General features: G+C 61.9%; 15 protein-coding genes. 4 read left to right on the top strand and 11 right to left on the bottom strand.

The genetic code is table 11. The features are described from left to right. Window positions 1–2,549 (bottom strand): hypothetical protein (locus P8L30_09780; protein MDG2240482.1); only part of this gene is annotated, 2,549 nt, incomplete at its 3' end. Between the two features lie 291 nt (window positions 2,550–2,840). Between P8L30_09780 and P8L30_09775 the strand changes: the two genes are divergently transcribed. Further along, a complete protein-coding gene (locus P8L30_09775) occupies window positions 2,841–5,066 on the top strand; it encodes a DUF5916 domain-containing protein (GenBank protein MDG2240481.1) in 2,226 nt (741 codons plus the stop codon). Window positions 5,067–5,099: 33 nt separating this feature from the next. On the opposite strand, the gene P8L30_09770 is transcribed toward P8L30_09775, so the two are convergent. The 8 genes from P8L30_09770 to P8L30_09735 all read right to left on the bottom strand — a co-directional run bounded on the left by P8L30_09770 (window position 5,100) and on the right by P8L30_09735 (window position 16,564). Further along, window positions 5,100–7,061: a pyrroloquinoline quinone-dependent dehydrogenase gene (locus P8L30_09770; GenBank protein MDG2240480.1), complete on the bottom strand. Its 1,962-nt coding sequence runs from the start codon at window positions 7,059–7,061 to the stop codon at window positions 5,100–5,102. A 14-nt stretch (window positions 7,062–7,075) separates the two neighbouring features. Continuing rightward, window positions 7,076–7,828, bottom strand: coding sequence for a 2-succinyl-6-hydroxy-2,4-cyclohexadiene-1-carboxylate synthase (menH, locus tag P8L30_09765; GenBank protein MDG2240479.1), 753 nt, complete (start codon window positions 7,826–7,828; stop codon window positions 7,076–7,078). 23 nt (window positions 7,829–7,851) lie between these two features. Further along, a complete protein-coding gene (locus P8L30_09760; protein MDG2240478.1) occupies window positions 7,852–8,289 on the bottom strand; it encodes a DUF6526 family protein in 438 nt (145 codons plus the stop codon). 414 nt (window positions 8,290–8,703) lie between these two features. Next, complete coding sequence (locus P8L30_09755) at window positions 8,704–8,925, bottom strand: hypothetical protein (protein MDG2240477.1); 222 nt, start codon at window positions 8,923–8,925, stop codon at window positions 8,704–8,706. A gap of 197 nt (window positions 8,926–9,122) precedes the next feature. After that, a complete protein-coding gene (locus P8L30_09750; protein ID MDG2240476.1) occupies window positions 9,123–10,394 on the bottom strand; it encodes a cysteine desulfurase-like protein in 1,272 nt (423 codons plus the stop codon). Continuing rightward, entirely contained in the window at window positions 10,391–11,941 is a 1,551-nt protein-coding gene (locus P8L30_09745) for a M81 family metallopeptidase (protein MDG2240475.1), read from the bottom strand. Before P8L30_09745 ends, P8L30_09750 begins: the two co-directional genes overlap by 4 nt. Further along, window positions 11,941–13,281: a M20/M25/M40 family metallo-hydrolase gene (locus tag P8L30_09740; GenBank protein ID MDG2240474.1), complete on the bottom strand. Its 1,341-nt coding sequence runs from the start codon at window positions 13,279–13,281 to the stop codon at window positions 11,941–11,943. Before P8L30_09740 ends, P8L30_09745 begins: the two co-directional genes overlap by 1 nt. A gap of 4 nt (window positions 13,282–13,285) precedes the next feature. Next, on the bottom strand, window positions 13,286–16,564 hold the full coding sequence (locus P8L30_09735) for a hypothetical protein (protein ID MDG2240473.1): 3,279 nt from the start codon (window positions 16,562–16,564) through the stop codon (window positions 13,286–13,288). Window positions 16,565–16,603: 39 nt separating this feature from the next. Between P8L30_09735 and P8L30_09730 the strand changes: the two genes are divergently transcribed. From P8L30_09730 to P8L30_09720, 3 genes are all read left to right on the top strand, one after another. Next, window positions 16,604–16,783: a hypothetical protein gene (locus tag P8L30_09730; GenBank protein ID MDG2240472.1), complete on the top strand. Its 180-nt coding sequence runs from the start codon at window positions 16,604–16,606 to the stop codon at window positions 16,781–16,783. Window positions 16,784–16,847: 64 nt separating this feature from the next. After that, window positions 16,848–17,342: a hypothetical protein gene (locus tag P8L30_09725; GenBank protein ID MDG2240471.1), complete on the top strand. Its 495-nt coding sequence runs from the start codon at window positions 16,848–16,850 to the stop codon at window positions 17,340–17,342. Window positions 17,343–17,710: 368 nt separating this feature from the next. Further along, on the top strand, window positions 17,711–19,411 hold the full coding sequence (locus P8L30_09720; protein ID MDG2240470.1) for a M28 family peptidase: 1,701 nt from the start codon (window positions 17,711–17,713) through the stop codon (window positions 19,409–19,411). Between the two features lie 31 nt (window positions 19,412–19,442). On the opposite strand, the gene P8L30_09715 is transcribed toward P8L30_09720, so the two are convergent. After that, a complete protein-coding gene (locus P8L30_09715) occupies window positions 19,443–20,864 on the bottom strand; it encodes a pyridoxal-dependent decarboxylase (GenBank protein ID MDG2240469.1) in 1,422 nt (473 codons plus the stop codon). After that, window positions 20,857–22,425 carry an ATP-dependent DNA helicase gene (locus P8L30_09710; protein ID MDG2240468.1) on the bottom strand — a complete coding sequence of 523 codons (1,569 nt, stop codon included), beginning with the start codon at window positions 22,423–22,425 and terminating at the stop codon, window positions 20,857–20,859. Before P8L30_09710 ends, P8L30_09715 begins: the two co-directional genes overlap by 8 nt. Window positions 22,426–22,605 lie beyond the last annotated feature (180 nt).

Genomic DNA, 22,605 nt, shown 5'->3' with positions numbered 1-22,605 from the left:
GCCTGCCCGCCACCGGCCTCCGCGCCAGCGCCACCGGCCGCACGTACTGCCGCGACCTGCTCTTCGGTCAGGTAGTAGCTGATCTCCGCGTCACCGCCTGGGGTGGGCCTCTGCCAGTACTGCTGACCCGTCGACTCACCACCCCGTGCAGGGAGACCGAACTGGAAGCCCGGGCGCGGGGCGAACAGGCCGCCGTCTGCCACGATGGCGTTGGTGAGCCCCTGGAGCGGTGCGATGTCCACGATCCAGATCGAACGACCGTGTGTGCCGGCTACGAGTTCTTTGTCCCGCGGATGCACTTCGAGGTCGTGCACCGGTACCGCCGGGAGCCCGTTCATGAACCGCTCCCATGACCCCCCTCGGTTGGTCGACACATACGCGCCCACATCAGAACCCACGAAGAGCAGATTCTGGTTGACCGGGTCTTCTTCGACCACGTGGAGGAAGTCCACGGAACCGGATGGCAGGTCGGACACGATAGACTGGAAGGAGTTACCGTTGTCGTCCGATACATAGACGTAGGGCGTGAAGTCGTTCGTGCGGTGACCGTCGAACGTCACGTAGACTCGGTTCGAGTCGTGGTTCGATGCCTTCACACGGGTGACATAGGTACCCTCCGGCACGCCGCCGAACTTGTCCGTCAGTTCGGACCAGTCGTCGCCGTCGTTTTCGGTCATCCACACCCGGCCATCATCCGTACCCGCGTAGAGCTTCCCGGAGGCCAACGGCGACTCGTCGAGCGCCGTGATCGTCGCATACGTCTCGGCGCCGGTCGCATCGGGCGTGATCCCACCCGTGGTCTCGGTGGAGATCTTGATCTTCTCCTCGTCCGCGTACGACAGATCCGGAGAGATCGGGACCAGCGTCGATCCCCAATCGGTGCTCTTCACGACCTTGTTGCCTGCGGCATAGAACCAGCTGCGGTCATGAGTGGACTGAAGGAATGGCGTATTCCAGTTCCAACGTTCCACGGCATACGCAGCGGAATCGGCTGTCGCGCGAGCACGAAGATCCCGAAGGGCCGCGTCGTTCTCGCCCATGCCGCCGTCCATGAGCATGATGATCGAGTCCTGCTTGGGCAGCCAAACCGAACGCCAGTCCGGCTTCTGGACCGTCTCGCGCTCACCGGTGGCGACATTCGAGCGACCCATGTTGCCGCCCTGGGACTCGGACCAAACGATGCTCGGGTCCTCGGGGTCCTGCGCGGTGACGAATCCGTCACCGCCGCTGATGGTCGCCCAGTGGTACGCCGAGAGTTGCCCGCTCGGCAGGCGACTCGGGCCGCACCAAGTGCCGTTGTCCTGCAGCCCTCCACACACGTTGTACGGCACATCCATGTTGACGCTGATGTCGTAGAACTGCCCCATGGTCATGTGGTTCAGGTAAGACCAGTTGCCGCCCTTGTCGTAACTGATGGCCACGCCGCCGTCGTTCCCGACGATGATGCGGTCAGGATCGTTCGGATCGATCCACATGGCGTGGTGATCCACGTGGATCTGGTTCGTCGTGGTCCCGTACGTCTCTCCGCCATCGTCCGAGAACTGGACGGGGGTGGAGGAGAAGTACACTCGGTTCTCGTCCTGCGGATCGACACGAACCTGGGAGTAGTAGAACGGGCGCGTGTTCACGTCGTTCATCTTCTCCCAATTCGCGCCGGTATCTGTAGACCGGTAGAGGCCGTTCCCGGCGATGCCTTCGGTTTCGCCTTCACCCCGAGCCTCGACCAAGGCATACATGGTGTGAGGGTTCGACTGGCTCATGGCGAGTCCAATACGGCCCTTTTCGGACGTCGGGAAGCCGTCACCAACCACTTCAGTCCAGCTGTCCCCCCCGTCCATCGTCTTCCACAGCCCTGAGCCCGGGCCTCCGCTCTGGAGGTAGTACGGACCACGCTCGCGCTCCCAACTGGAGGCGAAAAGTTGCTCTGGATGGTGTGGGTGCATCACAACGTCGACGAAACCCGCCTTGTCGCTGATGAACTTCACGAGTTCCCAGTTCTCACCGCCGTCCTGAGTGCGGTAAAGGCCACGCTCCGGGTTCGAGTCCCAGATATGGCCGAGCGCCGCGACGTACACGATGTCAGGATTCGTGGGGTGGATCACAATGCGAGCAATGACCTGCGTCTCCACCAAGCCCATGGGCTCCCAGGACTCGCCCCCGTCCGTCGACTTGAAGATCCCGCCTCCGGCTGAGATCGAATTGCGCGAGTTCGGTTCACCCGTCCCGGCCCACACGATGTCGGTGTTGGACGGTGCAATGGCCAGGTCGCCCATCGAGATGACGCGCTCGTCGCTCCACACCTGCTTGAACGTCGTGCCGTTGTTCGTGGTCTTCCAAATGCCGCTGCCCGCACCGGCGACGAAGAACGTCTTCGATGGGCTGGGGATGGCTTCGATGTCGGTCACACGCCCACCCATATTGGTAGGCCCGATATTACGCCATTGGAAGTCGTCCATCATGTCGCCCAACGGCTGAGTCAGCTGGGCTTGTAGGCCGGGGGCGGCGAGGGCCAAAAGCAATGCCGCCGCGGCAAGCGTTTTTGCGCTCATGTTGTTACGTCTCAACGGGGGTCAGTGAAGCGACAGAACAGGCCCCCATTCTGGAGGTGATCTACTCCAGTGGACAGACTCAGGCGTTCAGATGTTGAGCCACTCGATGTCTACTCTGTTCTCGGCACCGCTTCGGGACCCCTATCGTAGCACTCGTTCAGCGATTCCTCCCGGGGGCCGGCGTGGCGCGAGTCCTTGGCGACGCACGCCTCCAAATCGCTCTTGTCAGGTTCGATTCGGCTGATACGATCAGCACATCGACCACCATACAACGCATTCCTAGGACCACGATTGACCCCGCGACGACTCGTTCCTGTGCTCGCCTTCGCGTTGGCGGCAACGTTCACGCCGGTTCTCTCCGCCCAAGACGCGCGACCCGTCGCCGCTGCAGAACGCGCTCCGTCCTCCATTGTGATTGATGGGTCACTCGACGATGACGCGTGGAACGCAGCCAATCCCATCGTGGACTTCGTACAGCGTGAACCGACAGAGGGACAGCCGGTTTCAGAACGTACGGAGGTTCGGATTCTCATGGACGCCGAAGCTCTCTATGTCGGAGCCTGGCTGTTCGACGACGACGCGAGTGGAATCTCTCTCGGTGAACGCATCCGCGACGCAGACCTCGAGCGTGGTGACTACTTCGGCATCATTCTCGATACGTATCGAGATCGGCAAAACGGGCTGATCTTCTCCACCACGCCGGCCGGCATTGAATACGATGCTCAGGTCGTGAAAGAGGGCCAGGGAGGCGGAGTCTTCCAACGTGGCCAAACCCGCCAACAAGCGGGCGCGATGGGCGGGCTGAACGTGAACTGGGACGCGAGTTGGGAAGTAGCGACCTCGAGGGACGGCGACGGCTGGTACGCCGAAATGCGCATCCCCTTCTCTACCCTACGTTACGGAAGTGCGAGCCAGCAGACTTGGGGCATGAACCTCGTCCGGAAGATCCGTCGCAAGAACGAAGAAGCGCTTTGGGCGCCCGTTCCGCGACAGTACAACTTCATGCGGCTTTCACAGGCAGGCGACTTGGTCGGCCTCGAGGTCCCTCTCCAGCGGTCCGGTACGGTGACCCCCTACGTTCTAGGCGGAATCGACCGGGACTATTCGCTGGACGGCTCTGAGAACGAGTACTCTATAGAGGGCGGCCTCGACGCGAAGATGACGTTCAGCAGTCTTACGCTGGACGCGACGCTCAACACCGACTTCGCTCAAGTCGAGGTCGACGAGCAGCGCACGAACCTCACACGCTTCCCGCTCTTCTTCCCTGAGAAACGCCCGTTCTTCCTAGAGAACGCAGGGCTGTTTTCGGCTGGAACGCCCCAGGCCGCCGACCTGTTCTTCAGCCGCCGCATCGGGATCAGTCCCAACGGCAACTCAGTGCCAATCCGGGGTGGTGCCCGGGTGAGTGGCAAAGCCGCCGGCATGAACGTCGGCCTAATGCAGATATTCACCGACGAAGTCGTGGGCGATGTAGCAGAGAACGCATTCACCGTGGCGCGTGTGTCGAGTGAACTCCCGAACCGTTCGCGGGTTGGGGCAATCTTCGTGCAGCGGCGGGGTACGCACGACGGGACCGACTTCAACCGGACCTACGGCGTAGACGGCCGCATGGGACTGGGTGAGGCATGGACGCTCGACGCGTGGGCTGCAAAGACGGAAACCTCACCCACGACGGGCCTGGAGACGGGGCGCGAAGAGGCCTACCACCTCCTCACGACATATGAGAGCCGTACCTGGAGAGGCCGCCTGCGAGTCATGCAGGTAGGCGAGGACTTTAACCCCGAGGTCGGCTTCGTAAACCGAGTGGGGTACCGCCACATAGAGATCTTCGTCGAGCGGGTTGTGCGTTTCCCGAACATCTCGTGGTGGCGCGAGTCGAACCCCCATCTCACGTGGCGCAGCTTCTGGGACTTCAACGGATTCCATGAGTCCGGATTTCTGCACCTCGATACCGAGATAAAGTTTGAGGGTGGTGGCCGTTTCGGGCCGGAACTCAACCTGATCACCGAGGGACTCAAAGAGCCCTTCGAGATCTCCCCCGGGGTGGTGATTCCTGCCGGGGAGTACACGACGCTCTTGAACTCCTGGGACTACGGTACCGATCCCAGCAAGAAGTTCTCGCTCTTAGGGCGTGCGGACTTCGGTAATTTTTTCACGGGCGTGCGACACGGTGGCAACGTGACCTTCACGGTGCGGCAGGGTGAGACGTTCACGACGTCGCTCCTCCTGGATCACAACACCGTGAGCCTTCCGGAAGGCGACTTCGACGCCACTCTCCTAGGCCTGCGGCTGGGGTACTTCTTTACTCCCAACGTCTTCCTGCAGTCTCTCGTTCAATACAGCGACCAGGCAGCTGTCTGGTCAGCGAACCTACGATTCGCCTGGCTCAGCACGGCTGGAACAGGGCTCTACGTGGTGTACAACGGAGCGCAAAGGGCTGCTCGTCTGAGCAACTGGGGTGAACCGATCAGCCGAGGCCTCATTATTAAATTCGCGCGCCAGGTCACGCTGTTCTGAGTCGGTGACGGCGGGCGAACGGCCCGCAATACATCACTGCCTCAACGCAAGCGCCACCAAACGTCCAGGCGTCTCCGTATCTCCAATCGCGACCACGATGTATTGACGCCCGTCCGCGAGATACGTCATTGGAGCTCCGGAAGTACCTGCGTCCAATTCGATCTCCCAGACTACCTCACCGCTCTCCTTGTCCCACGCCCGGAACGCCTTTCCGCCGGCGATCGGCAAAATAGACAAGGCTCCCTCTGACCCCTCGCCCAAGAAGAGCAGAGACTTCGTCAGCAAGGGAGCGGGTCGTCCGCGTTGCCCGAGCCATGGAAGATCAAGCCCCTCCAAGGCAGGGTGATCCAACGGTCCTGGGCCATTCGCGACCATCCAATCATGGTCGCCTGTATTCATGTCGATCGCCGTGATCCGCCCATACGGCGGCTTGAGCAGCGGAAGCCCTTGAGGCATAGGAACTTCTCTTGGGAGGCCCCGGATGTAACGAAAGTCAGCACTGTCCGGGTTCGGCTCGACGAGCGCGGTCACGTTCGGAGACGTCACGGAAGGCACGAACAGCATCCCCGTCTCAGAGTCGACCGCGGCCCCGCCCCAGTTCGCCCCACCAACCCAACCGGGCATCAGGATCGTCCCCAACGTCCCACCCGGTCGGTCGTCCCGAACTGTGGGCGTCGTGAACATCGGCCCGTAAACGAAATCGCGTAGAATCTCCTCCGCTTCGGCGCGCAATTCAGGCGTGAAGTCGATCAGGTCGTCTACTGTCAGACCCTGAAGGTCGAACGGGGCCGGCCGAGTCGGAAAAGGCTGCGTGGCTGCTGCGACCTCTCCGGGCACTGGAGAGGCAGGAACCGCCCGCTCTTCAATCGGCCACAACGGCTCACCCGTTCTCCGGTCGAAGGCGAAGACGAACGCCTGTTTCGTAACCTGGGCCACGGCGGGTATGCGCTCACCATCGATCGTGAGATCGATGAGGTTTGGTGCCGCGGGCGGATCGTAGTCCCAGAGGCCGTGGTGAACCATCTGAAAGTGCCAACGCAGCTCACCGGTCTCGATGTCGACCGCAGCCAAGCTCTCGCCATAGAGGTTGTCGCCCAGTCGATGCCCGCCGTACCAATCGTTGGTCGTCGTCTTGAGCGGCAGGTAAACCAGACCGAGATCTTCATCGGCACTCATGAGCGTCCAGACGTTCCCGTTCCCGGAGTACGCCCATGAGGAATCGGCCCACGTCTCGACCGCGGGGTCGCCTGGCTGAGGAATCGGGCTGAACCGCCACCGAAGCTCACCAGTGCGTGCGTCATACGCACGCACATACCCAGGCGGGGCGACCATCGAACTCCTGCTGGGCACCATCGCGGTGGTACCCATGATGACGAGATCTCGCACGACCAGTGGCGCGGACGTCCACGAATATGTGAGCACGCGTGGATCGGGGTCATCCGCCAAATCGACGGCTCCGTCAGACCCGAACCCCGGAATTGGCTCACCGGTACTCGCGTCGAGTGCGACGAGGTACTGGCCTGACCCCAAGAAAACTCTCTCGTCCTCTCCGTCGGCCCAGTATGCGACCCCACGGTTGGCGCGGCCGCCTGGCGTGGCGCGAAGGCCCGCCGCGTAGGGATCGTAGAGCCAAACCTCCTGCCCTGTCGCCGGATCCAGTGCCGCAGCCTGCCCCATGTTCGTTGAGGTGTAGAGTCGCTCGCCAATCTTGATTGGCGTCGTCTGATAGTTGTTGTTCACGCTCGTGCCCGGGAAACGGGCGGGCAGGTCGTAGTCGGCCGACTCCCAGTTCCACACGATCTCGAGGTCGTCCACATTCCCTGAGTGAATCTGCTCGAGCGGCGAGTACTTCGAAGCGGCCAGATCTCGGGCGTAGTGTGGCCAGTCGCCCGGTGCGATGGACCGAGCGGTGTCGGGAGCCGGGATAGCCTCGCATGCGGCGAACAAGAGAAGCGCCAAGAGCGGCAGAAGAGACTGCGGTGAGCGACTGAACATCGAACCTCTCATGATTAATTTTCCGACAGAAATGTTGCCACCGCGTCGAGCCATGCATGGGGTCGTTCAAAGTGCACACAGTGCCCGGCATCAGGCACCACTACCAAGCGCGCGTGGGGAACCAGGGCGCACATTCGGGCCCCGATTTCGACGAACTTCGTATCTAATATACCGACCACAATCAACGTCGGCACAGTGATCTCAGGCAACCGCTCCCACAAGGACGGAAGAACGCCGGTTCCCGAATGCCTCAGTGATTGAGCGAGTCCCACCGGATCATTCGCGAGCCTGATTTCACGCTGGCGGCTCAGCGCCAGCGGATCCGAGCCGGCCTGAGACTCGAAGAGCGGCAGCCTCTCCCATCCGTCCACAAAAGCCTCGATGCCACCCTCTTCGATCCGGGCAGCGAGGTCATTATCCGAGGTCCTTCGCGAACTCCGCTCCGCTTCCGTTTCGAGTCCCGGACTCGACGACTCCAGCACAAGCCGACGAACCCTCTCCGGGCGACTCAGCGCATAGTGCAGCGCAATCCTGCCGCCCATGGAGTACCCGCAGAGGTCACTCGGCCAAATTCCGGCTCGTTCCACGAGGTCCATCGCTGATTTCAACAAGAAACGCCCCGGCTCCCGATCGCCCCCCAGACGTCCATGTCCGGGAAGGTCGACGAGAACCGGAGCATTACCCGATGCCGCGAGGCCATCGACGATCCGATCACCCCACGAGGCAGAAGAACCCGTGAAGCCGTGCAACATCACCGGGTAACGCACGAGCTAACCCAGCCCAGAGGCCGCTAGATGCGCACGTTGTCGGCGCGCCAGTTCTTCACGGCCTGCTTCACAGACTTCCTGTCATCGAAACCCCCGTCTAGCACCTTGCGCGTGAGGTCCACCAGCTCTCCATCCGAGGCAAAACGAAGCCCAACGAATTGGGCGGTCGAGAGCTCACCAATGCGGGCCTTCAGGTCATCCGGGAAGAGTTCCTGCATGCGCAGCGTCTCCTCGAGCTTGATCACGCGATCCTGCACTCCGAGCGGGAAGAGGCGGGCCAGGAACATCACGATCAACGCGGCGACTGCGAACGAAGCCATCATCAGGTTGTCGAGACTGAAGGCGGTAACAGCTCTGTACAGGAAGAACAGCGTCGGGAAAAAGAGCAACGGGAACGCGATGAAGTGAAACGCGGGGACGAACTTCGCGTGGTTGTCGAAGTTCTGGGAGGGATTATTCACGTGTGTCTCAGCCGTAGTTGTTTTCAAAAGAAGTCAGGCACCAAGCCTCAAGATTTCAGAGGTTGGCACCAGGGGATTCCGTCCGGTAGTACATCGTCCATTCACTGCCCCGCAGTCCCTTGGGGGATCTCGACCGACCTCGGTGGTGACGGCAATCCTTACGTACGCACTCGCAACGCCGGCCGGATCGCTCGAGCACTTGGGCCTTCATTCCCTCGGTGAATCGCGTTGCCTGAGAGGCTCCTCCTGATGGGGGGCAGACGCGTGATGGTAACAAAGTGCGTGGACGAACCGCCAGTGCAGCCACCCACCGATGGCTCATCTTGCCGACCCGCCGCCTCATGACCGAGCCCTCAGATCTACCCCGCCTGCACGGCGAGGTCGAGGCACCGCACCACTTACGCCCGGGCTCGCTTACCCGGCCGCTCCCGCCATTCGTGCCAACTCGACTCGCGCTTCACGCGAGCGGTAAATACTCGTGAAGCGCTGCAGCTGGCCATCGGGCTCCATGTGATTCTCCTTCCCGGGTTCCTCATGCAGTAGATCCCTGGAGAGGCACTTCTTGTTGCTGCCTGGGAAGAGCGTCACCACTACCGAGTCGGGCACCAACTCGACTTGCTTTTGCACGGCCCCCACGAAATTCACTCCAGATGAGCCGCTTCAAGCCATGAAGGCGAGCGCTGATTTACTAGGTCAACATAGACACGGGGGGTCCTGAAGCAGGTGACACACTTCCTGACCTAGGATCATCACGCAGCGGACCCACCGCCGTCGGATACTTCCCACCTCTACTGTGGTGATTGTCCGCCGTATTTCAGCGGCATGGGCCGTCGCTACAACTCTGCCACGCCTCGAATAAGTCGGTCCACCTCATCTGCGGTCGTGTAGCAGGCGCAGCCCGCACGCACGACCCCGTCCACACCCAGGTCTTCGGTGACGTAGGCGGCGTAGAAGTGGCCGTGAGAGGCGAATATCCCGTGATGGGAGGACAGGTGCGAAGCGACGAGACGCGGGTCCCGGCCCCTCACTGAGAACGCTACTGTGGGCGTACGAGGTGTTCCCGGAGGAGGTCCGTAGGTCGTCACTCCGTCGATGGCTGTGAGCCCATCCCACATTCGCGACACGAGAGCTTCGCCCCGTTCATGAAGAACACTGAAGGTCCTCTGTAGGTGCTCTCGGCGAGAGCCCCCCGCACCACTGAGCGAGGAGAGGAAGTCCACCGCGGCGGTAGTCCCTGCCATCGCCTCATGACTCTGGGTCCCGGTTTCGAACCGTTCGGGCGCAACCTGAGGGGCGCACGGGAGACGAGGAACGCTGAGTGAGTCGAGCAGTTCCGCAGGCGCATACAGCACCCCAGCGTGAGGCCCGTAGAACTTGTACGGTGAGCATGCGAGAAAATCGCAGCCGAGTCGCAGAACGTCAGGGAGGATATGGGGCGCCGAATGAACCGCATCAACAAAAAGGAGCGCCCCGGTCTCACGGGCACGGGCAACCACCGGTGCGAGATCAGTCACGGTGCCCAAGATGTTGGACGCTTCACCAACCGCGACGAGAACCGTCTTCTCGGTGATCGCAGCGTGTAGCGCGTCTTGATCCAGTCTCCCGGACGTGGGGTCGAACGGCACCTCGACGATCGTAACGCCCCGCTCCGCCTCGAGTGCGCGCCAGGGCGAGATGTTCGCGAAGTGATCCAAACGCGTGACCACGATTTCGTCACCCTCACCCCAGTCCGCACCGAGGGTGCGGCTCAAGTGATAGGTCAGCGTTGTCATGTTCCCCCCGAACACCACATCGTCTGCGGAGCACCCAAAGAAGTCTGCCATGGCGTCACGGACACCATGCACCGTCGCATCTACTTCAGCGCTCGCCGGGTACGCCCATCGACGGTTCGCATTGTGATGCAACAACGACTCGGTGATCGCATCGGCCACCACCCGCGGCACCTGTGTCCCCCCAGGGCCGTCGAAGTACGCAACGGGATGCCCGCTGTGCTCTCGTTCAAGGGCGGGGAACGCGGTCCGGATTTCTTCGACACTCAACACTCCGCCCGCCGATTCGCTCGGCGGGCCACTACTAGAGCCGGGCTCGTCCGCGACATCGCTCATCGGCCGTCCGGAGTGCCGTATGGGTAGAGGTTTGACAGGTCGACGTTTTCATACGGCAGAGCATCAAGGAACGTGGTCCCGATGAACGGGCCAGTCGCTTCAACGATGATGATCGTCTTGGCGAATCCCGTCTCGTCAAATCCTCTGCGGAAGTGCGCCCGAGACTTCACGACAAAGACGTCGTAGTCGGCCGGGTCGATGTCCCCGACCGCGAAGCGTTCGGGATACATGATCTGCGTGTAGGCCGGAGCAATGAACACGATGTTGCCGTCGCCGTAGGACACGGCTGCAGTGTATTCGTAGCCTGCCCAGGGCCCGACGTAAGCGATCGTCCCCTGGATCCGGTACGGATCGCCCCCTGATACCGTGTAGCCTCCGATCTCGTGATCGAAGGCGTCTCCAACTGCGGCACCCGCAGCCTGAAGCGCATCCAAGGTCTCCGGCGAACTGATGGCTCCATACAAAACCTTCGAGATGCCAGCCGCGTCGAATGCGCGTGTGATGTGCGTAGCATCACCCGGACGGTCTGAATAGTCCCCGATCGCTACGGGGATCTGACCGTTCGCGATGGCCTCGACGACCATCGGTGCCGCCACATCGGGCCGCGGGAAGCCACCGTTCGCAAACGGCTCCCGGACACGCCACATGTACTCGTTCATGTCGTCGGCGATCTCGTCCGCAAGCGACTGGTCGTTGTTCGTCATGACATGAACAGTCGCCCCGACGTCCGGGACGTCGGACCAAGGGAATCCGAAGAAGACGCTCACGAACACGTCCTCCTCGCGAACTTCCCATCGACGTGCACGCTCCATGATCTCGCTAGCTGGCGCCGCTCCGGTCCACTGCAGAACGGTCGGCGTGATGATGCCGGGTTTACGGGTCGCGGTGGTCGATGTGTACGTGCCGGACATCGCACGGTGGAGCGCCCGTGCGGCCCTCGCGCCCTGGAGACCATCGTCATAGTGGGGGAAGCGCTTGGTCACAAACGCGAAGTCCGCCGATTCGAGGAACTGTTCGTCCTCGTTCCCGTGCAGATCGAAGGTGCCGGCGATCGGGACGTCCGGACCAACCACCTCACGGAAGCGCCGAGCGATCTCGGCTTCAGGACGCGGAACGTCGCGCACAGCTAGGGCCCCGTGGAGCGCGAGGTAGATCCCGTCCACAGGTAGTGACGCCCTAAGCTCCTCGAGCATGCCGCCAACGAAGGTGTCGAAGGACTCCTTCGTGCTCCACGAACGCGACGACCCACCAAAAATATTGTCCGGCGAGGTAAGCCCGATCAGTTCCATATCGGGATAGTCCTCCGCCTGACTTACGAACCCGTCGATGTAGCCGCCGCCGTCCGTCAGGACCTTGTCAGCCAGAAGGAGAGGTCCAAGGCGCGTCCAGTCTTCGGTCGGGGCGTCGCCACCGGGACAGAACGTGCACGTCTCCTGCTGGAATTTGATGACTGCGACGCGATAGTCGTTTTCTCTGCCCGACGTACAGGACGTGAGCGCGACTCCGGCAAATAATGCGAACGGAAGTAGGCGTTGAAGACAGGACATCAGTCGTTCCCTCTAGTGTGCGTCAGTCGATGGATAAGAGCAGCGGCGCGCTTGATCTGTGGGGCAAAAGAGTCGAGATCGACCCACTCGTTGGGACCGTGAGTATCTCCACCCTGCGGTCCGAGTCCGTCCAGCGCCGCTGCGATGTAGTCGGATGCAAAGGCGATATCCCCCGCCCCACGTAGGCCCGGATCGAGCGCCCCGACCGAGCCGAGCCCCAGCTCCTGACTCACTGCGCTGTACTCCTCGAGTAGAGCGTAGTTGGCGTCGCGGGGACTCATCGCAGGGTAGCCGTCTCGAAACTCGATCGTGGCCGAAGTATGCGGGAGACTCCTACCGACGATGTCACTCATACCAGAACGGATGCGAGCCAACTGTTCCTGTGAGATGGTCCGCAGGTCACCTCGAGCGATCGCCCGGTTCGCGATCACATTGGTTCGTCCGAACGTCGTCCCACTCTGGGTCACGGGATCGTACTCGACCTCGGTGCCGCCAACCATTGATCCTACGTTGAAGGTGAGGAACTCTTCCCCAGCCAGCTCGTCGTAGAACTGATAGATGATGCGGGACAGCTCATTGATCGCTCCGACCCCGTCAGCCTCGGAGAAGATACGGCCCGAGTGAGCCTGTTTGCCCTCGACGGTCAGAGTCCAACCGCTCGAGCCACGTCGCGCGACGGTCCCATACGGCTCCCCGTCGAGCAGAAAACCACGCTCGAAGCTGAGCACGACATCTGACGCGCGTGCCCCTTCGATCATGTGGCTACGCGCAGCTTCGATGGGCCGGCCGACACTTTCTTCGTCACCGGTCAGGAGTATGGTGATTTGAGCACCGTCGAGCCCATCGACGGCGTGTAAAGCCTCGAGCGCGCTCAAGAGCAGAACGGATCCGCCCTTGTCGTCCACGATCCCGGGGCCGCGCGCGATCGAGCCTTCACGCGTGAACCGGTCGAACGCGTCGCCTTCCTCAAAGACCGTATCGATGTGACCAATGAGGAAGAGTTTTCGGCCAGTCGCTCCGGAGCTTCCCGCACGGGTCGCCCACACATGACCGGCACGGTCCACATCTGGCTTCACATCGACCCAATTGGCATCGAACCCCATCGCTGCGAGCCGCCCAACGAAAATATCGCCGACCTCTCGGACACCCGCATGATTGCTTGTGCCCGAGTTGATGTTCACGACCCGCTCTAGGAGGGCGTGGACGTCCGGGACGTTGCTGTCGACCCAAGTCGCCAGCCCATCCGGCACCTGACCAGCCGCAAACGGAGGATCCGCCGAAACCGCAATCAACACCACGGTCGCGACGGCTCCTACGTGCGCCAGTCTGGGGGCGCGCACGCCGCTACTCCGAAATCAGACGCGTCTTCTCATCCGTCGGATCCAGCGGATCGAGACCCAGCCTGCGCAGTTCGTCATTGACTGCCGCGAGATCGGTCTGCCAGATCTCGTTGAGCCGCGTGCTGTACCCGTCCAACTCATCGACCATAATGCGGAAGACGTCCCTCATTCCATCGTTCGGTGCCCCGTCTCCCCGCTCGACCATCGAGAGAAGGTTGGCGAGCCGGTTGTTCACTTTGATTGGGAAGTTGAGCGGATCCTGACCAGACCGGTTCCGGACCTGGTAGACGTTCGCTTCCACCTCAGAAGTGCTCGTCGTCAGGCGCTCCCCGGCCGAAGCCAGGTCGCGGTCGTCCGATTCTTCCAGTCGCTCGTCGAGCTGCTGCTTCACCCGACGGATCGCGATCACCGCCGAGTTGGCCTCACTCACCTTGGCCTGGATCTCCCGACCGAATGTGTACTGCGCTTCCATGTCCGCCACGGTGATATCGGTGATCCACGGGTTCGCGCGGATATCGAACTTCTGTGACCGCGACTGCCCGTCCGCTGTGAGTCGGGCGGTATACGTCCCCGGAGGCGCCTTGGGCGCCATCGTGCGCACTCCCCAGAGGATCATGCCCGGGAACGTCGGAGCCGGGTCGCTCTGAAGATCCCACTGCAGGTGACTCAGGCCGGCTTTGAGCGGCAACGCGGCACCCATCCAGCGGTCCCGCTCCTGCGTCGTGTCAGCTGGGATGATGGTCCGGAGGACCGCCCCAGACGCGTCTAAGATCTCGAGCTTGGCCTCTTCGGGCTGCTCGTCGAACCACCATGTGATGCGAGCCCCCGACGCTGAGCGATACGCTGCGGCCGGCGCGAAGAGTGTCATGGCCTCGTCCGTCATGCCCTCAGTCGCCTGCCGGATGGGGCCGACGTTGTCGAGGATCCAAAAACCACGGCCGTGCGTCCCGATCACGAGTTCGTCGTGTTCTGGAATCACGTCGACGACAGGAATATCCGGGAAGCCCGGGTTCAGTTCCTGCCACAACATCCCGTCGTTGTAGGAGACGTAGACGCCGTGTGCCGTACCCGCGTAGAGCAGACCCTCACGGTTCGGATCTTCGCTGACCGCGTTGACATAAGCGTCCGCTCGGATCCCGCCAGTGATCTTGGTCCAGTTCTGACCGTAGTCGTCCGTCTTCCAGATGTACGGCGCGAAGTCGTCTAGGAGAGGGAGACGGGCGGAGACGTAGGCTCGCCCCGCGTCGAACGCGGAAGCGTCGATGCGGCTCACGCGCCCGAAGTCCGGCATATCGGGCGGCGTCACGTTCTGCCACGTCGCGCCATCGTCCCGCGTGACGTGCACGAGGCCGTCGTCCGAACCCGTCCAGATCACATTGATGTCGACCTTGCTTGGCCCGACCGCGAAGATCGTCGCATACACCTCGGGACCGTTCATATCTCCCGTGATCGGTCCACCCGAGTGTCCAAGTGTCGACGGATCAGCTCGCGTGAGATCGGGGCTCATCTGGTCCCACGTGTTGCCGTTGTTCGTGGTCCTCCACAGACGGTTGGACGACACGAAGAGCATGTTGTCGTCGAGCGGAGAGAAGATGATCGGGAAGGTCCACTGCCAACGCTCGACCATGTCGTTCGCGGGCTCACCCGAGTAGAACCAAGGGTAAGGGTTCACCTCGCGGCCCTGGTTGAGCGTGCGATTGAACCGGTCGATGTAACGACCGTTGTTCGTGCCGGAGAAGAAGATGTTCAAGTCTTTCGGGTCCGGCGCGATGTACCCCGGCTCACCACCACCCACGCGGTAATGGACATCCATTGAGCCCTCGGTGATGCTGCGGTCTTCGTCACCGCCGGCACCGCCACCGAAGCTCATCCGGCTGGCGTTCCAGTCGGAGGGAAGACACAGGGTGCTGTTGTCCTGCTGCGAACCACAGACGTGGAACGGGATGTGCTTCGTCGTTACCGCATGATAGAACTGCGACGTCGAGAACTCCTGGTCACTCCATACGATTTCGGGATCGAAGCTGACCGCTCCACCACCATCGTTTCCGTCGATCAGGTGGTCTGGGTCATCCGGGTCGATCCAGAACGCATGGTGATCACCATGCGTCCCGTTGCTGATGCTCTCGTAGGTCTCGCCACCATCCGTCGATTTATAGAGACCCGTGTTCTGCAGGTACACGACGTCTTCGTCTTGGTGATCCGCGTATACGTGGGTGTAGTAGAAGGCCCGCTGCCGGATCTGGCGGTTGTCGTTCACCATCTCCCAGGTCGCGCCCGCGTCGTCCGAACGAAAGAGTCCACCGTTGTCGTTCTCGAAGAGCGCGTAGACGCGGTTTGAATTCGCGCTTGAGACGGCAAGTCCAATGCGGCCGACGAGTCCGTCCTGGGGCATGCCCGGGTTCCGAGTGATCTCGGTCCAGTTGTCACCACCATCAGTGCTCTTGTACATCCCGCTGCCCTCACCACCGGAGGACATGGTGAACTCCTTGCGGAAGGCGCGCCAAAGCGCGGCGTAGAGCACATCCGGGTTGTTGCGGTCAACGGCGATGTCGATCGCACCGGACCAACCATTCGCAAAAAGCACGCGCTCCCAAGTGTCCCCACCGTCGGTGCTCTTGAAGACGCCGCGCTCTTCGCTCTCAGCCGAGTACTTCCCGAACGAAGCGACCCAGATAATGTCCGGGTTCGTCGGGTGAATACGGATCTTAGAGATGCCGTGTGAGTCGCTGAATCCGACATGCTCCCACGTCTCACCCGCGTCCCGGCTGCGGTACACGCCGTCACCCGGGAGGATGTTTCCGCGAATACAGGTCTCGCCTGTACCAATGAAGATCAGATCCGGGTTGGTCTCGCTGACTTCGACCGCGCCCACGGAAGACGAATTGATCTTGAAGTCCGTGATCGAATTCCAGTCCTCGCCGCCGTTGCTCGTCTTCCACAAGCCACCACCCACGGCACCGAAGTAGGCGACGTCGGGCTGGCCAATGACTCCGGCCACACCAATTGAACGACCACCCCGGTCGGGACCGAGGTTCCGCCAAGCGTAGTTGTCGAGGAGCTCCTCGTTCAGTGTGACGTCTTGAGCAGAGAGTCGGGGGGTCGCGGACACCAACATCATGAGTACCAGTAGTGATGCTGACGACCAACGTACGATGCGCTTCACGGACATGGTTCGACTCGGGATTACGTGGGACGATTCGAGGATGGCCAAGATAAGGGCGAGGTCCGGTCCCCGCACGACTACCCCGACAATGCGTCCCCCAATACGTAACCCGGTAATCATGAACGCATCGAGACTGCGCTCAAGCAGGGAACGATCGAGGTGCTTTGGGAAACAGCCCCGGTTGAGATCGGGTCAGATCACGTGGTCTTAGAGGACCAGGCGGGCGCTCGCACAGAGGAGCGCGCGGACGGCGTGTTCGTGTTCATTGGAGGAGAGCTGCCAACGGACTTCCTGCGCTCAGCCGGCGTGGAAATCGAGACACACTTCGGCGCGCCCTAGGCAACACGCAGACGAGCCTTAGAATGGAGCGCTCCTTCATTCCCCAGCGCTTCGGAAACGAGATATGAAAATGCAGCTCGTCGACACACTCCGTTTGTTCGTCCTCCTGCTAGCAGCCACGGGCACCGCCGCCGCTGCTCAAGAAGCGAACCCGGAAGATGTGGGGTCGATAGATGGCATCCTGCGGGCCTACTACGAGGTCGTTTCCGGCCCCGCCGGAGAAACCGCAGATGTCCCTCGAGACCGCTCTCTGCATCACCCCGACGCCTGGGTGGCCCTGGCTGGAGCGTCCGCAGAGGGCCAGCCGGTCGTGAATGTCACCGACGTCGAGGGCTATCACGGCGACAACGCACCGCGAGCGCAGGGCTTCTACGAGTGGGAGACGGACAGGGTCGTGAGCCGTTCAGGCAACATGGTGCACGTGTGGAGCAGCTATGCGTCCGCGCGAACCGAAGACGGGGAGCCGTACACGTCTGGCGTGAACAGCATCACGCTTTGGCACGACGGGGACCGCTGGTGGATCATGGGTTGGATGTTTGATACATCGGCGGGGAACTAGCTGCGGACGATCGCGTTGAAGTCAAAAAAATGCCCCCGGAACGTCGGAGCGTCCCAGTGGCACTGACCCGCGAAAGGGTCAGCTTCCGGTCGGAGCTAAGTCGAGTCGATCCTCCGGAATCGCGTCGAGCATCTTCCAGGTGCTCTCCATCTCGTGGCCCCACTCCGGCACGAACATCGCTCCACTCATCGTCGTCCTCCTCAAAATCCATGACACGTCATCGTCAGCCCCAACAGACGCCGCAGATACGACGCTCACGCAGCAAAAACAAGTAATGTTACCGTTTGTGTCCGGCACATCGCGGGCAACAACAGCGGATGCGCCGGTGTCACACGGTGTATCGACGATTCCTCACTGCGGAGCCTTCAATGTTACGTCGCATTCCGTTGCTCACCTTCGCCCTCGTTGCTTTCATTGGAACGGCCGAGCTAGCCGCTCAAGTCCCTATAGTCTGGGCGGACGAAGGGCCGCTGACCTGGACACCTCGGCCGACCGAATCTGCTATCGCGGCGAACGATCTTCGGACGCATCTGTACCAGATCGCCGACGACTCGATGAAGGGCCGCGATGCCATATCGCTCGAGAACACCATGACGACGGATTACGTCGCGGCGGTGTTCGAGCGGCTCGGGCTCCAGCCGGCGGGTGACGACGGATACTTCCAGGAGCTTGAGTACGGGCCGATCGCCTTCGATCGGGCTGCGTCTGCTCTGCGGATCGACGACCGAGGCCTTACGACCGGGACGGACTGGGTGCCCTCCGGTGCGGACAGTCGCTCAGCGGTTTCTGGCTCGTTCCAGGGCGAGGATGTGGAGACGGTCTTCGGAGGCCTTTTTGGAGACAAGTCACCCCTTCCCGCCACCGTTCGTGGAAAAGCGGTCGTGCTCCTCGCCGGCCCCGGCGCTGGGATGCCCCAGCGACGTAGCATCTACCGCACAGACACGCGGGCACAGGACGCCGGCGCAGCGTTAGTCATGATCGCGACGGAGGAACTTTCCGCGGCCCTCGTGACCAGCACGTTCGACGGACGCACGAGCATGATGGGGCCCGACGACGCCTCCACGGCAGGTGCCGTACTCAGCCTCTCTGCTGCGGCCTCGCTCTTCGACGCACCGCTTCAGAGCGTGCAGGTCGGCGCACCCGGTAAGACCGTCTCCGGTGCCTGGTCCGAGGAGTACCGCCGGCCCGAGTATCCCACGCGCAACGTCATCGCGATCCTGCCGGGCAGCGACCCGGCACTGCGGGACGAGTACGTGTTGGTTGGCGCTCACAATGACCACGTCGGTATGGTCAACAACGGCCCGGTCGATCACGACTCGCTCCGTGCGTTCAATCGCATCATGCGCCCGCAGGGAGCGAACGACCGCCCCGGGCCGCCGACCGCCGAGCAGCAAGCGCAGATCGACGCGCTTCTCACCCGGGCCCGCTCGATTCGGCCTCCCATGATGGATTCCGTCATGAACGGCGCCGACGACAACGGCTCCGGTACTTCTGTATTGCTCGAGATCGCCGAGTACTTCGCGACCAACCCTGCGCCGAGGCGCTCGCTGATCTTCATCTCGCAGGCGGGTGAAGAAAAAGGCCTGCTGGGTTCGAGTTGGTTCGTGGACCACCCGACGGTCCCGCTTGAGAACATCGTCGCGGCTCACAACATGGATATGCTCGGCAAAGGCCGCGTCACGGATGTGAAGTTCGGCGGCCCCTCATCGATCCAGATGCTGGGTGCCCGACGGCTCTCGACCGAGTTCGGCGACGTCATCGACTCGCTCAACGCGGTGCGCGACGAGCCCATGGCCATCGACTACTCCTGGGACCGCACCAACCACCTGAACCGGTTCTGCAGAAGCGACCAGGTGAACTACTTCCGCAAGGCAATTCCAGTCACGTACTTCTCACTCGGGTACGCGGTCGACTACCACCAGGCCACAGACGAGCCGCGGTACATCGACTACGAACACGGTGCGAAGGTAGGCCGTTTCGTCGCCGACATCATGCGTGCGGTGGCAGACCGAGACAGCCGCGTTGCCGTGCTTCCGCTCGAAGAAAGAGACATGAGCGTCCAGTGCTGATGTAGGTGGGAGTTCGCGGACGTGGGTCAGGTCATCTGAGTCCGGCGGCCAATTCTCGAATCACCCTAATGAATTCGACGATGTCCTCACTGCGAGTCCGCCAATTAACAACAGTAGGCCGCAGGGCGATCTGACCACCGTACTCCGTGGCCCCAGCCGCCACTCGCCCGTCCTCGAAGATCAGCACGCTCCAGCGGTGGTTCAGCTCGTTCAGCTCCTCTTCGCTCAAATCGCCCGGGTTGAGACGGAAGCAGACCACGCTCAGAAGTGGGTCTGCCAAGCGCTCTAACTCCGGCGCCGCATCAATCAGTTCGACCATCTCACCGGCGAGCTCAAGATGCCGCTCGAACATCCTTTGATATCCCACCCGACCGTAGGCTCGCAACGTCGTCCAGACCGTGAGTGCCCGGGCCCGACGTGAACTCTCGGGACCCAGCCCGCCTAGCACAGGGCGTGAATCCGTGGGGTCGGCCAGATAGCGGGCCGTGTAGGCAAACGCCTTGGCCATGATCTCCCGGTCGCGGACGAAGGCGTATCCGCTGTCGTAGGGCACGTTGAGCCACTTGTGGCCGTCGACCGTCACCGAGTCTGCGCGCTCGACTCCTCGCACCAGATGAGCGGTCCTGTCCGAGACGGCCGCGAAGAGGCCAAACGCACCATCTACGTGGAGCCAGGCGCCATACCGCTCCGCGAGGTCAGCCATTTCATCTACCGGATCGAAGTCCCCAGCATTCACCTCGCCGGCCACAGCCATGAGGACGGCTGGCGCACCGTCGAGCGCCTGGAGCGAGGCCTCCATGGAAGCGAGGTCCACACGACCCACGGCATCCCTCGTGTGGCGCTCGACGCTCGATCGCCCGATCCCGAGGAGTGACAGAACCTTCACCGCACTCGCGTGCACATATCCGCTGGTCAGAACGGGCATGGCGGGGAGACCAACGAGACCGTCCTCTGACACGTCGACGCCGTGGCGTTCACCCCACCACTGACGGGCCGCAGCCATCCCGACGAAATTCGCCATGCTCGCGCCGGTCACCATGACGCCAGTCATGTCTTCGTGCAGCCCAAAGAGATCCTTCAGCCACTCGAGCGAGAGTATCTCGAGCTCGACGGTGAGGGGAGAACCAACCCAGGCGTAGGACGGGTTGTCGAGCAGGCTCGTGAGCCAGTCCGCCCCCATCGCAGCAGGCGTGGACCCTCCGACCACCCAATGAAAGAAGCGCGGTCCCGAGGTGGTACCCGTCGCAGGCAAGCCGTTCTCGTACAACTCGCGCAACGCGGCTTCCGCGCCAATGCCTTCGCTGGGAAGGCTTCGCTGGAATCCAACCAGCGCTTCGCGTGCAGCGTCGTAATTCAGCGCGGGCAGGTCGTCGACACGTCCGAGATAGTCCGCAGCGATCTCGTTGAAGGCGGCCCGCACCGCGTCTAGTTCGTTCCGGTCAGGGTCAGTCATCAGGAGCTACTCTGCGAAGGACAGATGGAGACTGGGACGCCCGCGAAGGTCCCCAGTTGTTGATGACACCCAAGAACGTGTCCCCGTAGCGACTCAGCTTTGCTGGGCCTACTCCGGAAACGTCGAGCATTTCATGGGGGGTCTTGGGCTTCACCGCCGCGAGTTCGCGGAGCACCTTGTCGCTGAAGACGATGTACGCCGGCACGCCCTGACGATCCGCCACTTCTTTGCGCACATCGCGGAGCCGCTGGAATAGGGCTTCCTCCTCTGGCTCGACCGGACCAGCAGTCGACGTGACATGCTTCGACTTGCGCGTCCGACTCGATCCCGTCGGCATGTGCTCGGCGGCCAAATCTTCCACGGTCACACCCGTGCAGACATCACATGAGGCATCACACGGGGCCATGATCTCGTCGAAGTGGGCGAGAATGAGCTGGTGCCGACACCGGCGGGACTCCACGAGCCTGAAAAGGTCGACGGTCGCTTGGTGCTTCTGATGCCACACGTCCGGATCGTCGATGTCGTTCAGAAAGCGCTCGTGCATCTTTACGTCCGCCCACGAATAGAAGAGCACACAATCGCTCTCGAGGCCGTCGCGGCCTGACCGCCCGATCTCTTGATACCAAGACTCTACGTCCTTCGGCATATCCCGATGGATCACGAAGCGGACGTTCGACTTATCGATGCCCATTCCGAACGCCACTGTTGCCACGATCACGTCGATATCGTCGCGCTGGAACGCTTCCTGGTTTCGCTGGCGCTCCTCCGCTGGGAGCCCAGCATGATAGGGCAGCGCCTTCACCCCACGCTCCCTAAGGAAGTCGCTGGTCTGCTCGACAGCCTTTCGGCTGAGGCAATACACGATCCCGCTCTCACCAGCCTTGCGACGGATCAGAGAGAGAATCTCGTTCCGTGTATTGCCGGTGCCCTTCTTCCGGATCGAGATGTTTAGGTTGTGGCGAAAGAACGATCCCTTGTAGCCGGCCGGCTTACGCATGCCGAGCTGCCTGAGGATGTCCTTCGCCACCCGACGTGTCGCGGTGGCGGTCAGCGCCAACACTGGAACGTTCAGTCCTTCCTTCAGGCGCTGCAATTTCCGGTACGATGGCCGGAAGTCGTGTCCCCACTGACTAATACAGTGCGCCTCGTCCACAACGAGTAACGAAATGGGGCATCCCTGAATCAACTCACGGAGCTGCCCCTCGAGTGCTTCCGGCGCGAGGTAGACGAGTTCGTAGTCCCCGCGACGCAGGCCGTCCAGTCTGGACTGTCGTTCGCCCCAATCCAGCGTCGAGTTGATCTCGACGGCCTTGAAGTCCAAGGCATGTAGCGCATCGACTTGGTCTTTCATCAGACTGATGAGGGGCGAGATGACGAGCACCGTTCCGTCCAGAATCCGCGCCGGGAGCTGGAACGTCAGCGACTTTCCCGCGCCCGTGGGCATGACCGCAATGCAGTCGCGTCCTTCAAGGACAGCATCTACGACTTCACGTTGGCCGGGGCGGAATTCGTCGAATCCGAATACGTCTTGGAGGACGACAAGAGGGTCTGAGGCGGGCAAACCGTGTGGGGCCAGGGGACAGAAGACCGCTGAACATAAGGGTCTTCGAGCGTGGCAGGGATGGCGCGATGCGCCCCACTCCCCCGGACTACGTACGTATACGTCATTCGCTACGAATTCGTAGCCGTGATCTAGGGATACCGACGTACAGAGCTGCGCGGCCCAAATCGGCATCGTTCC

Source organism: Longimicrobiales bacterium, from assembly GCA_029245345.1.
Lineage (GTDB): Bacteria > Gemmatimonadota > Gemmatimonadetes > Longimicrobiales > Gaopeijiaceae > CALFPJ01.
The sequence above is the reverse complement of the archived record's forward strand: the minus strand, read 5'-3'. Positions and strand labels throughout refer to the sequence as shown.

What these genes read in the sequence shown, in the direction of transcription:
- P8L30_09770 (MDG2240480.1), bottom strand. Translation starts at nt 7,061, where the DNA reads ATGTTCAGTCGCTCACCGCAGTCTCTTCTGCCGCTCTTGGCGCTTCTC.
- P8L30_09750 (MDG2240476.1), bottom strand. Translation starts at nt 10,394, where the DNA reads ATGAGCGATGTCGCGGACGAGCCCGGCTCTAGTAGTGGCCCGCCGAGC.
- P8L30_09745 (MDG2240475.1), bottom strand. Translation starts at nt 11,941, where the DNA reads ATGTCCTGTCTTCAACGCCTACTTCCGTTCGCATTATTTGCCGGAGTC.
- P8L30_09735 (MDG2240473.1), bottom strand. Translation starts at nt 16,564, where the DNA reads ATGATTACCGGGTTACGTATTGGGGGACGCATTGTCGGGGTAGTCGTG.
- P8L30_09725 (MDG2240471.1), top strand. Translation starts at nt 16,848, where the DNA reads ATGAAAATGCAGCTCGTCGACACACTCCGTTTGTTCGTCCTCCTGCTA.
- P8L30_09720 (MDG2240470.1), top strand. Translation starts at nt 17,711, where the DNA reads ATGTTACGTCGCATTCCGTTGCTCACCTTCGCCCTCGTTGCTTTCATT.
- P8L30_09715 (MDG2240469.1), bottom strand. Translation starts at nt 20,864, where the DNA reads ATGACTGACCCTGACCGGAACGAACTAGACGCGGTGCGGGCCGCCTTC.